The 14,708-nt window shown below is 67.1% G+C and carries 14 protein-coding genes; 8 read left to right on the top strand and 6 right to left on the bottom strand.

What is annotated here, in order from left to right; all coding sequences use genetic code 11:
- The first annotated feature begins 5 nt into the window (after positions 1-5).
- From ACIHA7_RS25305 to ACIHA7_RS25275, 7 genes are all read left to right on the top strand, one after another.
- Complete coding sequence (locus ACIHA7_RS25305) at positions 6-1,490, top strand: MlaD family protein (RefSeq protein ID WP_397293436.1); 1,485 nt, start codon at positions 6-8, stop codon at positions 1,488-1,490.
- Positions 1,487-2,536 (top strand): MCE family protein, encoded by a 1,050-nt coding sequence (locus tag ACIHA7_RS25300; RefSeq protein WP_397293435.1) that lies wholly within the window; start codon positions 1,487-1,489, stop codon positions 2,534-2,536. The genes ACIHA7_RS25305 and ACIHA7_RS25300 overlap by 4 nt, the downstream gene beginning before the upstream one ends.
- 8 nt (positions 2,537-2,544) lie before the next feature.
- Entirely contained in the window at positions 2,545-3,531 is a 987-nt protein-coding gene (locus ACIHA7_RS25295) for an MCE family protein (protein ID WP_397293434.1), read from the top strand.
- On the top strand, positions 3,531-4,637 hold the full coding sequence (locus ACIHA7_RS25290; protein ID WP_135234130.1) for an MlaD family protein: 1,107 nt from the start codon (positions 3,531-3,533) through the stop codon (positions 4,635-4,637). Before ACIHA7_RS25295 ends, ACIHA7_RS25290 begins: the two co-directional genes overlap by 1 nt.
- An 8-nt stretch (positions 4,638-4,645) precedes the next feature.
- Positions 4,646-5,737 (top strand): MCE family protein, encoded by a 1,092-nt coding sequence (locus ACIHA7_RS25285; RefSeq protein ID WP_397293433.1) that lies wholly within the window; start codon positions 4,646-4,648, stop codon positions 5,735-5,737.
- Complete coding sequence (locus ACIHA7_RS25280) at positions 5,734-6,906, top strand: MlaD family protein (protein ID WP_397293432.1); 1,173 nt, start codon at positions 5,734-5,736, stop codon at positions 6,904-6,906. Before ACIHA7_RS25285 ends, ACIHA7_RS25280 begins: the two co-directional genes overlap by 4 nt.
- Before the next feature lie 132 nt (positions 6,907-7,038).
- Entirely contained in the window at positions 7,039-7,866 is an 828-nt protein-coding gene (locus ACIHA7_RS25275; protein ID WP_397293431.1) for a hypothetical protein, read from the top strand.
- Positions 7,867-7,948: 82 nt separating this feature from the next.
- Here the strand turns inward: ACIHA7_RS25275 and ACIHA7_RS25270 are convergent, their stop codons facing one another.
- From ACIHA7_RS25270 to ACIHA7_RS25245, 6 genes are all read right to left on the bottom strand, one after another.
- Positions 7,949-8,521, bottom strand: a complete 573-nt coding sequence (locus ACIHA7_RS25270; RefSeq protein WP_397293430.1) for a ribonuclease H — start codon at positions 8,519-8,521, stop codon at positions 7,949-7,951.
- 10 nt (positions 8,522-8,531) lie between these two features.
- The gene (locus ACIHA7_RS25265) at positions 8,532-9,002 is read right to left on the bottom strand and encodes an SRPBCC family protein (RefSeq protein ID WP_397293429.1); all 471 of its coding nucleotides are present in this window, start codon (positions 9,000-9,002) and stop codon (positions 8,532-8,534) included.
- A gap of 162 nt (positions 9,003-9,164) precedes the next feature.
- Positions 9,165-10,364 carry an L-2-hydroxyglutarate oxidase gene (gene lhgO, locus ACIHA7_RS25260; protein ID WP_397293428.1) on the bottom strand — a complete coding sequence of 400 codons (1,200 nt, stop codon included), beginning with the start codon at positions 10,362-10,364 and terminating at the stop codon, positions 9,165-9,167.
- A 21-nt stretch (positions 10,365-10,385) separates the two neighbouring features.
- Positions 10,386-11,078 (bottom strand): hypothetical protein, encoded by a 693-nt coding sequence (locus ACIHA7_RS25255; protein ID WP_397293427.1) that lies wholly within the window; start codon positions 11,076-11,078, stop codon positions 10,386-10,388.
- 375 nt (positions 11,079-11,453) lie between these two features.
- Positions 11,454-12,245, bottom strand: coding sequence for a TIGR03084 family metal-binding protein (locus ACIHA7_RS25250; protein WP_397293426.1), 792 nt, complete (start codon positions 12,243-12,245; stop codon positions 11,454-11,456).
- A gap of 175 nt (positions 12,246-12,420) precedes the next feature.
- The gene (locus tag ACIHA7_RS25245) at positions 12,421-13,776 is read right to left on the bottom strand and encodes a hypothetical protein (protein ID WP_397293425.1); all 1,356 of its coding nucleotides are present in this window, start codon (positions 13,774-13,776) and stop codon (positions 12,421-12,423) included.
- Positions 13,777-13,989: 213 nt separating this feature from the next.
- On the opposite strand from ACIHA7_RS25245, the gene ACIHA7_RS25240 reads away from it, so the two are divergent.
- Complete coding sequence (locus ACIHA7_RS25240) at positions 13,990-14,706, top strand: cupin domain-containing protein (protein WP_397293424.1); 717 nt, start codon at positions 13,990-13,992, stop codon at positions 14,704-14,706.
- Positions 14,707-14,708: the final 2 nt, after the last annotated feature.

Here is a 14,708-nt window from a genome sequence, read left to right as displayed (position 1 = left end):
ACCAGATGATCATCGATCCCAGTGGGCGTGGACCCACGATGCGTCAGTTGCTGCTCGCGGGCGTCGGCGGCTTGGTCGTCCTCGCGCTGGTGCTCGGCTTCCTGATGGCCCGATACCAGGGCTACTTCGTCGAGAAGGTGAACGTCACCGCGAACCTCACCACCACCGGTGACGGGCTGCCGTCGGACGCCGACGTCAAGTTCCGCGGCGTGCTCGTCGGCGCGGTCAAGGAGGTCGAGGTCGCGGCCAAGGGCGAGCTGCAGAAGGTGAAGATCGAGGTGAAGCCGGAGTTCGCCGCCGGCGTGCCCGCCAACGTCACTGCCAGGGTGGTGCCGAGCAACCTGTTCGCGGTCACCTCGGTCGAGTTGGTCTTCAACGGCCCGGCCGACCAGTACCTGCGCGAGGGCTCGGTGATCGAGGAGGATCGCAGCAAAGGCACGCTCGCCCTGCAGGACACGCTCACCACGGTTCGCAACATCCTGGACCGGATCGATCCGATGGAGTTCGGTCGCGTACTCGGCACGCTGTCCCAAGCGCTCGACGGCAGCGGCCGGATGCCCGGCTCGACCGTCGAGCGGTTCGACCGCTGGCTGCAGTCGGTGGACGACTCGATCCCCGATCTCGGCGTGATGCTCGGCGACTTCTCCAGCTCGTTCCACGCGTTGAACGAGTCGTCGCCGGAACTGCTCGACGTGCTCGGCACCTCGGTGGAGACCGCGCGGACCATCGCCGACCGGCGCAGCGAGCTGGTCGCCCTGATCACCGGGACGGGCAGCACGGTCGACAGCGTCAACGGGCTGTTCGCCCGCAACGGTGACGTCGGCAAGCAGGTCACCGAGGGCATCAGCGATATGTTCGGTGCGGTGGCCGCGGATCCCAACGCGATCACCCAGACGATCCTGAATCTCAGCGAGACGGTCCGTAAGTTCGACACCACGTTCACCTGGGGCCCGCAGAAGCAGCAGATGTGGAACGCGGGTGTCACGCTGACGCCGTACAAGCCGTACACCGTGGCCGACTGCCCGCGCTACGGCGAGCTGGCGGGCCCGAGTTGCTTCACCGCGCCCGCGGTGAACGAATTGCCGCCGCTGCCCGACAAATTGAAGCCGAGGGCGCTCGAGTCCGCGGCCGGACTGCCGCCGGTGGTGCCGATGCCGGGGCTGCCGCTGATCCCCGGTGTCACCACGCCTGCTCCGCAGCCGGTCCAGGCCGGCGTGCCCGGTGCGCCGTTCGCGGGCACCCCGCTCGAGGGTCTGTTCCCGATGTTGCCCGGCCTGTTCGGACAACCGGCCCCGGCCGCTCCGCAACCGGCGCCGCAACCGCAGGCCGCGCCCGCGCCCGTCCCCGCGGCGGGCGAGATCTCCTACCAGGGTGACGCGGCCATCACCAAGCTGCTCGGCCGCAAGCCGACCACCGCCGAATATCTGCTGCTGAGCTCGATTCTGAAGGGCGGGACCATGCATGTGGCCGACACCGGGGTGGGCCGATGAGTATTCGTAAACCACTGATCGGCTTCGGCATCTTCGCGCTGGTGTCGATCCTGGTCACCGTCGTCGTCTGGAATACGCTGGCGCGCATCGTCGATGGCGACACCCGCACCTACTCGGCGACCTTCACCGACGTGCTCGGCCTGCACGAGGGTGACGACGTGCGGATGGCGGGCGTGCGGGTCGGCAAGATCGAGAAGATCGAGCTGGTCCGTGATCAGAAGCTGCGCAAGCAGGTGGCGAAGGTGAGCTTCGTCGTTCAGCGCGATCAAACGCTCTACGACGACACTAAAGCCCTTGTCCGCTACCAGAACTTGATCGGCCAGCGGTACGTGGCCTTGGCGCCGGGCAAGGCGTCCGGTCCGGCACCGCTGCCGGACAACGCGTCGATTCCGCTGGAGCGGACCGAGCCGTCGTTCGACGTCTCCGGTCTGCTCAACGGTTTTCAGCCGCTGTTCCAGGCGTTACAGCCCGAGCAGGTGAACCGCCTCTCCGAGACCTTCATCCAGGCACTGCAGGGTGACGGAGTCTCGTTGAGCGCGTTCATCATGCAGGCCGCGCAGCTGGCCACCGACTTCCAGCGGCGGGACGCGATCCTGGCCGATGTGATCACCAACCTCTCCGGTGTGATGGCGGGGTTGGCCAAACGAGGTGATGAATTGGAGACCCTGGTGACCCAGACCCGGGCCTTGATCGGTGGGTTGTACGAGCAGGGCCAGTCGCTGCAGACCTCGACCGTGCAGATCGCCAACGCGACCAGCTCGCTGGTGGACATGGTCGGCCACATCCAGCCCAAGCTGCAGACCGCCCAGAATTCGACGAGCGCGGCGCTGACGTTGCTGCTGGACAACGGCGCCAAGCTCGATCAGATGGCGATCGACCTGCCCAACATCATCTCGATCGCGGGCAAGCACACGGCCGAGGGCGGCTACGCCAACGCCTACCTCTGTGGCTTGGATATCTCGCTCTACGGGGTGCTGTTCCCGCGCGGGTTCATCCACAACCTCGGCATCGGTGGCAAGGCCCAGTCGGCGGTGTGCCGCCCATGATCTCGAAGATGAAGGCAAGGTTCGACAACAACCGCTACTTCTGGCTCGGCATCCTCGGCGGTGCGCTCATCGTGGTGCTGCTGCTGGCCTCCAGCGCGGTCAAGTTGCTCGGTGTCGGCGAGCAGACGGTGAAAGCCGAGTTCGTCCAGGCCGCGGGCATCAAGGTCGGCGATCGGGTCAACGTCGCGGGCGTGACCAGCGGCCGGGTGGACGGTGCGAAGCTCGAGGGCGACCATGTGCTGCTGACGCTGAGCGTCAAGAACGGCGTGAAGCTCGGCCCCGACGCGCGCGCGTCGATCAAGATGGCCACGCTGCTCGGCGCCAGGTATGTGGACCTGGATCCCGGCGACGGCTCCGGCCTGAAGGGCGGCCGGATCCCGTTGTCCAACACCGCCGTTCCGTACAACCTGGCCGACGTGGTGCAGGAAGGCACGCCGAAGTTCGAGGCGCTCGACACCAAGAAGCTGTCGGAGTCGCTGAACCTGATCAACCAGCAGATGGGCGATTCGCCGGAGCTGGTGGCGCAGGCGCTCGACAGTGTCGGCGCGCTGGCCAAGGTGATGGATGCCCGCAAGGACGAGGTCAACAGCCTGCTCAAGGATCTGAACCGGGTCACCCAGATCCTCGCCGACAACCGCAACAGCGTGCTGCTGGTGATCACCCAGGGTGAGGCCATCGCGAACCGGGTGATGGAACGCCAGGGTCTGCTGCGCCAGCTGCTCGACAACATCGCCGAGCTCACCAGGCAGCTGCAGGAGATCGGCGCGCAGAACGACAATCAGCTCGGCCCGACCATCGTGCAGCTGAACACCATGTCCGAGGGCCTGCAGAAGAACAAGGAAAATCTGGACCGGCTGTTGTCGCTGATGCCGCCGACGGTGCGCTACCTGGCGAACTCCTGGGGCGGCAACGGGCCGTACGGCTCGGTCGGGCTGCCGTGGATCTTCCCGGACAACTGGTTGTGCCGCGCCAACGTGATCGAGGGGTGCCAGTGATGACCTGGACGACGCAGAACCTGCGCAGAGTGGCCAAGACGCTCGTCGTCGGCGCCGCCGCGCTGACCGTCGGCAGCTGCTCGCTGGTGCCGAGCTCGGTGAACGACGCACTCGGCCGGACCATTCGGGTCACCGCCGACTTCGAGAACATCGCGGGCATCTACGAGGGCAACCCGATCACCGTGCTCGGGCTCGACGTCGGCAAGGTCGACAAGATCGTGCCGAAGGGCACCCTCGTCGAGGTGCACATGTCGATCAACAACGACGTGAAGATTCCGAAAGACGCGATGGCCGCGATCATTTCGCCGTCCATCGTCACCGACCGGCACGTCGAGCTCACCCCGGTCTACACCAAGGGCGACACCCTCACCGACGGTGCGCATCTGCCGCTGGCCAAGACCAAGACACCGGTCGAACTCGACACGATGATCAAGACCATCGATCAGTTCGCCGCCGCACTCAAGCCGGAGCCGGGCACCGAGGGCATCGGCCCGCTCTCCGGTCGGGTGCTGTATCCGATGGTGAACGGCAACGGCGAGAAGATGCGCGACACGCTCAACGCGTTGTCCGGCGCGCTGAAAGTCGGTGTGGACAACAAGGATGCGGTGTCCAACATCATCATCAAGCTGAACGAGCTCACCACGATGCTGGCCGACAACGACCAGTCGGTGCGCGACTTCAGCAACCGGATGACCCAGATGACCGGGCTGCTCGCCGAGCAGGCCCCCGGTCTGCAGGCGACGCTCGATCAGATCAACGACTTCCTGGCCAACACCAGCGGCACGCTCGGCCAGTACCAGGATCAGCTGGCGAGTGCACTGGCCGGCCTGACCAACGTCACTGCCCAGCTGCGCGAGAATGCTTACGGCATCACCGAAGTCGTCGACGTGGCGCCGATGGTGTTCCAGAACATCGACCGGATCGTGAACCGCGAGGGGCGCTACGTCCGGCTGCACGCGATCATCGGCACGGCACTGTCCGGTGAGATGGTGAGCGTGTTCTGCGAGCGGATCCAGATGAAGGCGGACGGTTGCCGCACCGGAAACATGCAGGACTTCGGGCCCGATTACGGCCTGACCGCAGCGCTGCTCGGACTGACGAAATGACGTACCGAATGACGATCAAGGCACGCCGCGCACTGATCGCGGTCGCGGCGGTGGCGGGTGTGGGCATCACCTCCGGGTGTGGTCTCACGGTGGAGAAGCTGCCGCTGCCCAAGCCCGGTGTATCCGGCGAAACCTATACCGTGCACGCCGTTTTCGAGAACGCGCTCAATCTGCCGGACCAGGCGAAGGTGAAGATCGGCGGCTCGGATGTCGGCGTTGTCTCCAACATCAAGACCAAGAACTTCCAGGCCGTCGTCGACCTGACGATCAGCAAAGACATCGAGCTGCCCAAGAACAGCACCGCCGAGCTGCGTCAGGCCACGCCACTGGGTGACGTGTTCATCGCGGTGTCCAAGCCGAAGACCGAGCCGGGCGCGGAGATGCTGCGCAACGGCGACACGCTCGGGCTCGACAAGACCTCGGCGGGCGCCACCGTCGAGCAGCTGCTGATCTCGATCTCGATGCTGTTCAACGGCGGTGGCGTCGCCAGCCTCGCCAGGCTCACCTCGGAGCTCGACTCGATCGTGGGTGGTCGCGGCGGTCAGCTTGCCCATCTGATCACCGAAATGACCGGTGTGGTCGGCAGTTTGAACGCCAACTCGGCGAAGGTCGACAGCGTGCTGAACGAATTCAGCGCGCTGGCGACCACCATCGAGACCCGCCGCGCCGAGCTGGGCCAGGTGGCCGACACGCTGCCGCAGATGATCGGCGCCATCGCCGAGAACAACAGGGCCATCGGCGATCTGCTGACCAAGGTGTCGACCACCAGCGCGGCGCTCGGCGACTACGCCGACACCTCCGGCCAGCAGCTCGGCAGCCTGCTCGACAACACCCGCCAGTTGATGGACGCGCTGTCCGCGACCGGCGACAACCTCGGCATCCTGCTCGATCGGGCACGCGAGATCCGGCCGAAGGTCGACGCGACCTTCAAGGGCAAGAGCTTCGCCGTCTACGCCACCCTGACCAACCTCGACCTCAGCGCGGTGACCGACCCGCAGCACGGCGGCCTGCACGACCTGCGCGACGTACAGGATCTGGCGGGCAGCCTGATCCAGGTGCTGCAGATAGTGCAGAACCGGGTGGAGGGTGGCCACCGATGATCGCGAAATTGATGCAGCACAAGCTGGTGCTGTCGACCATCGGCCTGGTGCTGGTGTTCGTGATCGGCGCCAGCTACCTGATGATCAGCATCATGCGGGTGAACCCGTTGAAGTCCACGTACACCGTCACGGTGAACCTGGATCGCTCCGGCGGTCTGCAACCGGGCAACGACGTGACGCTGCGCGGCTATCGGGTCGGCAAGGTCACCTCGATCAAGCTGACCGACCGCGGCCAGGCCATCGCCGCGGCGGCGGAGATCGAGAGCAAGTACAAGATCCCGGTGGACACCGCGATCTCGGTGCAGGCGCTCTCCGGCGCGGGCGAGCAGTACATCGACTTCCGCCCGGCCAGCGAGCAGTCGCCGTTCCTCGGCGACGGCGCGGTGATCAAATACGATGCGGCCAAGATCAAGACGCCGACCCCGGTCTGGTCGGTCCTCGACAACGCCAGCGCGCTGATCGCGCAGGTCGATCCGGACAAGTTCGGTGTCATCCTGCACGAGCTCGACATCGCGCTCAGTGGCGGCCCGGATCAGTTGCGCGGCATGGTCAACGGCATCAGCCTGGCCATGGCAGGCTTCGACAATCTGCTGCCGCAGACCACGAACCTGATCGCCAACCTGCGCACCATCGCGAACACCACCTCCAACGCCCAGCCCGACCTCGGCACCCTCACCCGCAATTCCGGCGCGCTGTTCAACCAGTTCAACAACGCCAACGCCGAACTGCAGGGCATCCTCGAGCGGGCACCGGGGCAGTTGGCCAGTCTCGGCGCGGTGCTGGACAAGACCAGTGATCCGATCACCAGCCTGGCCACCAACTTCGCGGCGATGACCAAGGCCGCGCAGTTGCGGCTGCCCGCCCTGCGCGCGCTGTTCCCCTCGCTCGCGCTGGGTGCGGACGCGCTGGGTGTGCCCGCCCACGACGGCGAGTTCCACGCCATCCTCGACATCTGGCCGCGGCCGTTCTGTACCTACAACACGCCGCAGATGCGCAACGAGGTCATCCAGGACGGCTCGATTCCCAAGTGGAACTACTGTGAGAATCCGCCGCCCGGCCAGGAGATCCGTGGCGCGGCCAACGCGCCGCGCCCCAATGTGCCGAACAACGGCGCGCACATGCCGCCGGGTGTAGATCCGAACGAACGGACCCTGCCCCCGATCAAGTGAGTTGTACCCGGTCCCGCGGTAAACCCGTGGGTCCGGGCATACTCGCCGAGAGAACGCGTACGGTTCGCCCGCGATGCGGGCCCGTCAGTCGATCGGTGCGCCCGCGCGCCGGGAAAGTGCAGGTTTGTATCGATGTCCACCGATGACGCTGACACCAACAAGGACGCCGAGGATGCGGTGACCGAGGACGCTGCGACCGAGAAGTCCGCCGCGGCGGCGAAGCCCGAGCTGGCCGAGACAGAAACGGCAGCGACCGAGAAGAAGGTGGCGGCCGTCAAGAAGCCTGCGGCCGACAAGAAGGCCGCGGCGGCGTCGGCGGGCGATGCCGGTGCGACCGCGAGTTCGGCCGGTGCGAAGCGGTCCGCGTCGCTGCCGCTGATCGCCGCGTTCGCGGCGGGTGTACTGGCGGTGGCCGCGATCACCGCGGTGGTGGTGTTCTTCCTGCAGGGCAAGGATCGCGGCGAGAAGCTCGACGCGATCCGCGATTCCACGCAGGCCGCCTGCACCTTCGGCAAGGACGTCTCGGTCTACGACTACACCAAGAACCTCGACGACTACTTCACCAAGGTGAAGTCCGGGGCGAGCGGCGAGTTCCTCAAGGAGTTCGACGACGCGACCAAGGCGCTCAAGGACGCCATGGTGCAGGCGCAGGTCAAGTCCTGGGTCGATGACGTGCAGTGCGGTTACCAGTCCGGTGACAAGACCGAGGCCAAGGTGCTCGTCACGCTCACCCAGTACCGGACCAATTTCACCCAGTCGAACCCGGAGCGGCAGTTCGTCGTGGTGATCGCGCAGCTGACCAAGTCCGGGGACAAGTGGCTGGTCGAGAAGCTCGATTCGCCGATGCTGAAGGGTGCGGGCACCGGTCTGCCCGGCGCTCCGGGTGCCCCGGTACCGGGCGAGGCCCCCGCGCCTGCGCCTGCGCCGAGTGGGCAGCCTGCCCCGCAGCCGGGCAACTAGCCTGCTGTCGCAAGTCTGACGAACGCCTCCGGCGGTGGGGTGACACCACCGCCGGAGACTGTTCGATCTGGTCGCGGACCGATCAGAACAGCGTCAGTGTCTGCGGCGCCGACGGCGCGGCCGCCTTCCCCGCGGCCTGCTCTCGTGGCGCTTCCGGCGCCGCCGGCGTTTCTTCCACAATCACCGCGGGGATTTCCGCGGTGTTCGCCTCGGCGACGGCCGCTGTCGCGGCGGCCTTCCGAGCCGCTTCTCCGGCAAGCGCGTCGGCCTGCTCGTTGAAGTAGTTGCCGACATGTCCACGGACCCAACGGAACCGGACCGGCCCTGGCCTGCTTGCGATCGCTTTGTCGATCTGCCGGATGAGTTCGACGTTCTTCACGGCACCGCCGCTCGAGGTGCGCCAGCCGTTGAGTCGCCAACTGGAGATCCACTCCGACGCGCACTTGATCGCGTAGAGCGAATCGCTTTCGATCAGTAGGGGTTCGGAGCCGGGATGGGCGAGAATCGCCTCCAGCACCGCGCGTAGCTCCGCGACCTGGTTGGTGCCGGACGCGGCACCACCACTCAGCGCGGAGCCCTGATGATTGACCCAAGCCCAGCCGATGGCGCCGCCGGGGTTGCGGAGGCAGGATCCGTCGGTGCTCACGATGATCATGGCTGGCACCCTACGCAATCCGACCGACAAGATCGGTACCGTGGAATTCTTCTATCTCCCTTCGCAATTGGGACTCGGTGCGGCGGAGCGCCGATTTGACGGCGGAATCCACCAGACCGGTACAGAGTCGCCCCACCATGCCGCGCGGGGGGCTGTACTCCGCCTCGGACGTCAGCACCGACCGCCCGTATCCGAGCGGATCGAAGCGCAGCGTCAGGGTCCCGGACAAACGCCCACGCAGCGTATACCCGATCACCACGTTGCGACGATATTCGGTGACCTCGCATGTCATCGTCGGCCGCCACACCATCAGCCGTGCGGTGGTCGCGTACATCGCGCCGAGGCCGGAGTCGAGCTCGCCGGTCGGTTCGAAGTCGGCGACCGCGAACATCCAATCCGGCACGAACAGATGGTTGTCCGTATAGGTGAAGGCGACCTCGACAGGCGCTCCGACGTCACTCGCGTACTTGATACGGCCCATGAGGCCCTCCCGGTTCCACGACTGGCGTTAAAAGTACTACAGATCTCCTCTTTATTGGAGGGTTGCGCGGTATTCGGTGCGGCGGTTTTTCACAGTGCGACCGGCCGGTTGCTCGGTTACTCTGCGCTGGTCAGAGCGCTGATCGGACCGGTCGGTCGTGTTCTAGTCGTTGTCCAGCTGGTCGACGATGTACTCGGCGATCGGCATCGCGGAGGTGGCCGCCGGCGACGGCGCGTTGAGCACGTGCACCGAGCGCGCGGTGCGCTCGATCATGAAGTCGTGCACCAGGGTGCCGTCGCGCAACACCGCCTGTGCGCGGATGCCCGCCTCGCGTGGCCGCAGATCGGCGAGGGTCAGCTCGGGGCAGTACCGACGGCACTCGGCCAGATAGCCGCGCTTGAACAGCGAGTTGCGCAGTTCGCGCAGCCCGGTGCGGACATTCGCCGCGGCAACCCGGTGCACACCGGGAAAGCCGAGCACCGCCCGCGCGTCCCTGGCGTCGAAGCTGCCTTTGCGATAACCCTCCCTGGCCAGGCCGAGCACCGCGTTCGGGCCGACGGTCAGCGCGCCGTCGATGGTCGGGCTCAGATGCACGCCGAGGAACGGCAGCGCCGGATCGGGGATCGGGTAGATCAGCGTCCGCACCAACCCGGCCCGCTCCGGCGGCAACTGGTAGTACTCGCCGCGGAACGGCACGATTCGGAAGTCGTTGCGCAGGCCCGCCATTCGGGCCATTCGATCGGCCTGCAGGCCCGCGCAGACCACGAGGGTGCGTGCCGTCCACGAGCCGGTCGGTCCCGCCGCGGTCACCGCGGCGTCGGTCTCGGCGAGCGAGGTGATCTCGGCGCCGAGGACCAGCTGCCCGCCCGCCCGGCGGACCTCATCGGCCAACGCCGCGGTGATCGCGGTGTAGTCGACGATGCCGGTGTCCGGCACGAACAGCGCGCCGACCCCGGTCACCCTCGGCTCGCGCCGATGCAGTTCGGCGGCGTCGAGCAGCTCGACCGCGACACCGTTGCTGACCGAACGCTCGTGCAACGCCAGCATCCGCTGCCGCTCGGCCGCATCGGTGGCGACCAGCAGCTTGCCGCAGACCTGGAACGGAATCGCCTGTGCCGCAGCGAATTCCTTGGTCCAGCGGGCGCCGCGGCGGCACAGTCGAGCCTTCAGGCTGTCCGGCGGATAGTAGATGCCGGAATGGATGACGCCGCTGTTGTGCCCGGTCTGGTGGGTGGCCAGCGCGGCGGCCTTCTCCAACAGGACCAGGGTCGCCCCTGGATGTCGCTGTAGCAGTCGATGCGCCGTGGCCACCCCGACGATGCCGCCGCCGATCACGCAGAAGTCGTAGGTGCTGTTCGGCATACGAGAACAGTAGGCCGAGAGTTATACCGAGACCGAAGGTTCCGGGCCGCGCTGGGTGCTCGCGCGGGGTGTCTGCTTCGCCGGCGTCGTTGGCGAGTCGGTGCCGGGCGCGGGGATCGCGGACTTCGGTGCCGGGTTGCGCTCGAACCGCAGGTCGTGGTCGCCGAGTGACGGGTCGGTCAGCATCAGCACCACCGCACCACTGCGGGTGTCGAATTCGGTGCGCAACTCGGTGATGTCCGCGCGATCATCGAGCCGTTCCTGGTTCGGTCGGCCGGTCAGCACGGTGCGGGCGTTGGTGCCGAGGGTGATGGCGATCGTGTCGGCGGGTGCGGCGGTGACCTGGGCGTCGAGGTAGGCGTCGCCGAGCAGCAGGGTGCCGCCGACGGTGGCCCGACGCGGCGCGGGCAACGAATAAGTTTGTGATTCAGCCGCTTTCGGTGCTGGAACGGCCACGTCGTGCGAGTGCCGGCTGTAACTCGGGGGCAGTTCGAAGCTGCCGCCGGTCAGCACGGTGTCCACCCATTCGGGATCGTTCGTCGCATCCTCGACGGCCTGCACGGGTGGTGCGGCGAGGGCGCCGCCGGGCCGGTCGATGTCGGCCATCTGGTGGACGATGTAGGTGCCCGCGACCACGGTGAGGCTGAGACTGGCGGCACCCGCGAGAACGATCGCGGCGTGCCGGGCGATCTGGGCATGCTTGTTTCTTGTCACGATGCGGTCCTTCCTGTGCCCCTGCTCCCCCTGGCAGCCGGCCCGCATCGTTGAAAGCCGTACGGTGGTCCAGGTTACGGCGCGGCCCTCGGGGGTATCGCCTCGGGGAGACCAGAATCACAGTCCACAGCACGGGCCGCCGGCGACCAGTCGGCCGATCCGCGGGGTGCTTTATGTTTCCAGCACCTCGAGCGGGGGTAAATAGACTTTGCTGGCGAGCGTCATCCTCGACTGCCACATCGAGACACCCGGCCAATGGCGTCCGGCCGACACGAACGGCGCACCCAAGTGTGGCGCTCGCCCGCTCCCCCATCTCATGGATCGGGTCGGGTGCTGGCAGCGGCCGGATGTTCGCATCCGGCCGCTGCCGCCAGGTCAGGCGAATTGGCCTGCGGTCCGCCCCGTTCCGGTCGGTCCGGCGAAGGCCTGTGCGAGGGTGAGCCACACCGTCGCGTCCGCGCCGACCGCCTCGATCGCCAGATCGTCCCGGTGGCGGCGCTGAGTCACCAGCAGACAGAAGTCGAGGGCGGGCCCCGACACGCGTTGCGCGGCGTCCGCGGGGCCCCACGACCAGATCGTGCCGTCGGGCGCGGTGAGCTCGACCCGGAATTCCTCGGTGGGCGGTGTCTTTCCGTGCACGGTGTAGGCGAAGTTCCTGGTTCGCACGCCGATGTGAGCGACGGTGCGCAGCCGCGCGGTCGGGGTGCGAACGACGCCGAGGGTGTCGGCCACGTCCTGGCCGTGCGCCCAGGTTTCCATGATGCGGGCGCTGATCATGGAGGCCGTGCTCATCGGCGGGCCGAACCAGGGCAGCTTGCGGCCGGCCGGAACGGCGCGCAGGGCATCGGTGAGCGACTTCCGGCCGCGATGCCACCGGTCCAGCAACTCCGCGGGCGGCGCGGTCGAGGCTTCCTCGGCGGCCTCGTCGACGAAGGTCGAGGCCTTCGGCGCGGCCTCGAGTACCAGTTGCTGGAAGCGGTCGGCATCGGCGGCGGCGAGCGTCGCGACCTCGTCGGTCCAGGCGAGATGGCCGATCTGATGGGCGATGGTCCAGCCGGGGGCCGGGGTCGCGCGGGCCCAGTCGGCCGCCGCCAGCGGGGTGAGGATTCCTTCCAGCTCCGCGCACTCGTCGGCGAAGTCGTTGAGCAGCGCTTCCAGGTCAGCCATCTGTTCCCTGCCTCATCGCGGGGTGCACGGACCCGTGCGGGTTGTCGCCGCCGAGCTTCACGCACGCCTGTGCACGCACACCACCTCGTGTGCTGTCGCGGTCCAGCATCGCAGTGGGTACAGAAAAATGCAAGCACGCGTGCTTGTATTTCTGATGAGGCCCCAGAAGCGCTGTCTACCAGCCGAAAACGATCAGATGCGAGGCACCGACGACCAGCCCGAGCACCGCGCCGTGCAGATAGAGCAGCCACGCGTCCTGCTCGACCGAGGCATAGAACATCTCCATGAACTCCCCCGGCGTCAGCTGACGCAGCTTGCGCGCCGCGAACACGTCGATGGTCTTGGCCTGCTCCCTGGTGAACTCCTCGTCCTCCACCAGACTCGGCGCGAGCCCGACGGCCGCCCCGGCCGCACCCGCCTTGAGATTGTCGAACTGGCGGCGCCCGAGAGCCGCGCGGACGAACGAGGTGGTCGGGCCGAGCTGCCGGTGGATCTCGTCGGAGATCAGCCGCTCCAGCAGCTGCCGGGTCTTGTCGCCGTTGGGTCCGTCCAGCAGTTCCTTCGACAGGTTCGGCAGCGTGAGCACCTGGTAGGCGAGGATGTGGGCGAGGTCGGTCGCCGCCTGCGGCTGCCGTTTTGCCAGCAGCGCCTGCCGCCACAGGTACCTGTACCAGGGCTGCGGGTCGCCCGGCTCGAACACCATCTTGACCGCGATGACATTGACGATCACGCCGATCGCCGCCGAGGCGAGCAGCACGATCACCCAACCCGGCACCCAGCCGAACACCGGAATGCGGTGGTGTACATGCAGATACAGCGCGAGCAGCAGGCCGAACGGCGCGCCGAGCAGCCCGATCCGGACCATGAAGCGCAGCTCCGGCGCCGCGATCGTGGTGGTCAGATCCTTCAGAATGCCGGGGTTGTCCTGCAGGTACCGGATGACGAAGCTCTTGATGTCGATGAGCTGATCGACGTTGTCGCCCAATGATTCGAACGCGCGCCGCGACAGTGCGGGCATCTCCCGATCCACCCGCTGGTAGATGACCTGTTTCGCGGCGCGCGGCACCGAACGCCACAGCTCGGGGTTCTCCCGGTTCATCAGCTCGTCGACCAGCGGCTGCACCTGCTTACGGGCGAGCACCGCGACATAGTCGGCGATGCCGTCCAGGTCGAGTTCGTGGATGAAGTCGCGCGGGCTGCCGATCCGCATCAGCGCCTTGTCGACGCAGATGCTGGCCATCTTCTCGGCCCGTGCCGGGATGAACCCCTGGAAGCCGAGTCGGCGTCCGTCGCCGGAGAACGTCGGCAGCACCTGCACCCGGCGCGGGAAGTACGGGTACAGCAGGTGCAGTCCTGGAATGCGGACGCCGCGAAATCGTTCCGGCCAGAACAACATCAGCACGCCGGTCCAGTTGGTCAGCCAGCCCGCCAGCGCGCTGAAGATCGGGAACGTCACCAGATCGACCACGAACTTGGACTGGCCCGTCAGATCCTCCCAATCGATGAACACGCCTGCGGCGAGTGAACTCATCGATGGATCTCCCTAGGCCGAACCGGCGGAACCGCCGGTATGAGGTATCAAGGCCCCAACATTGTCATTGCGCCGGAGCGAGTGTCAACGCGGCGCGGGATAGGGGTTGCGATCGCATCGCGGGGCTACCATGAGCGCGCCCGAGCTGGACCTGGGCGTGAGCCTGACATCCCCTTCGCGCGGTCGCGGACCGCCGACGTCGCAGGAGGTCGCGTGTCCGAAAAGCCAGTGCCCGAAGACCTACCCGCCGATGCTGACGAGGCCCGGTTGAGCAGGCGCCGGGTGATCGGGACCGGCGCCGCCCTCGGTGGCGCGGCGCTCGGCGGGGCGCTCGCCGCGACGGCGGGCGGCGCGGCCAGGGCCGAGCACGGCAGCGCGACGCCCGCGTCGGACGCGAATGCGAAACTCGACACCGAGGCGCACCTGTTCCGGCTCACCTCGGCCGAGCCGAACCGATACGACGGCGGCACCCTGCGCGGCGCACACGAGGGCACCTTCCCGGTGCTGACGGGCCAGCAGGCGTCGGTGTACTACGTCGAACTCGAGATCGGCGGCCTCCGCGAGCCGCACTGGCATCCGACGGCGTGGGAGCTCAACTACATCATCTCCGGCAAGGCCGACTGGACGATTCTCGGCACCCACCCCGACGGCACCTACCGCAGCGACGCCTTCGAGGCGAAGCAGGGCGATCTGGTGTTCGTGCCGCAGGGCTTCTTCCACTACTTCGCCAACTCGAGCACCGAGCAACCCCTGCAGGTGCTGGTGGTCTTCAATACCAGCGCCCAGGAACCCAACGACGACATCGGCATCGTGGCCACGGTGAATTCGCTGCCGCGCGAGATACTCGCCGCCGCGTTCGGGGTGCCGGTCGCGGCCTTCGGCGATATCCCCACCGCGGTGAAACCGGTGGTGATCACCAAACGCGGGTAGTC

The organism is Nocardia sp. NPDC052316, assembly GCF_044547795.1.
Taxonomy (GTDB): domain Bacteria; phylum Actinomycetota; class Actinomycetes; order Mycobacteriales; family Mycobacteriaceae; genus Nocardia.
This window is presented reverse-complemented; position numbering and strand designations above follow the sequence as displayed.

What these genes read in the sequence shown, in the direction of transcription:
- ACIHA7_RS25305 (WP_397293436.1), top strand. Translation starts at nt 6, where the DNA reads ATGATCATCGATCCCAGTGGGCGTGGACCCACGATGCGTCAGTTGCTG.
- ACIHA7_RS25300 (WP_397293435.1), top strand. Translation starts at nt 1,487, where the DNA reads ATGAGTATTCGTAAACCACTGATCGGCTTCGGCATCTTCGCGCTGGTG.
- ACIHA7_RS25295 (WP_397293434.1), top strand. Translation starts at nt 2,545, where the DNA reads ATGAAGGCAAGGTTCGACAACAACCGCTACTTCTGGCTCGGCATCCTC.
- ACIHA7_RS25290 (WP_135234130.1), top strand. Translation starts at nt 3,531, where the DNA reads ATGACCTGGACGACGCAGAACCTGCGCAGAGTGGCCAAGACGCTCGTC.
- ACIHA7_RS25285 (WP_397293433.1), top strand. Translation starts at nt 4,646, where the DNA reads ATGACGATCAAGGCACGCCGCGCACTGATCGCGGTCGCGGCGGTGGCG.
- ACIHA7_RS25280 (WP_397293432.1), top strand. Translation starts at nt 5,734, where the DNA reads ATGATCGCGAAATTGATGCAGCACAAGCTGGTGCTGTCGACCATCGGC.
- ACIHA7_RS25275 (WP_397293431.1), top strand. Translation starts at nt 7,039, where the DNA reads ATGTCCACCGATGACGCTGACACCAACAAGGACGCCGAGGATGCGGTG.
- ACIHA7_RS25270 (WP_397293430.1), bottom strand. Translation starts at nt 8,521, where the DNA reads ATGATCATCGTGAGCACCGACGGATCCTGCCTCCGCAACCCCGGCGGC.
- ACIHA7_RS25265 (WP_397293429.1), bottom strand. Translation starts at nt 9,002, where the DNA reads ATGGGCCGTATCAAGTACGCGAGTGACGTCGGAGCGCCTGTCGAGGTC.
- lhgO (WP_397293428.1), bottom strand. Translation starts at nt 10,364, where the DNA reads ATGCCGAACAGCACCTACGACTTCTGCGTGATCGGCGGCGGCATCGTC.
- ACIHA7_RS25250 (WP_397293426.1), bottom strand. Translation starts at nt 12,245, where the DNA reads ATGGCTGACCTGGAAGCGCTGCTCAACGACTTCGCCGACGAGTGCGCG.
- ACIHA7_RS25245 (WP_397293425.1), bottom strand. Translation starts at nt 13,776, where the DNA reads ATGAGTTCACTCGCCGCAGGCGTGTTCATCGATTGGGAGGATCTGACG.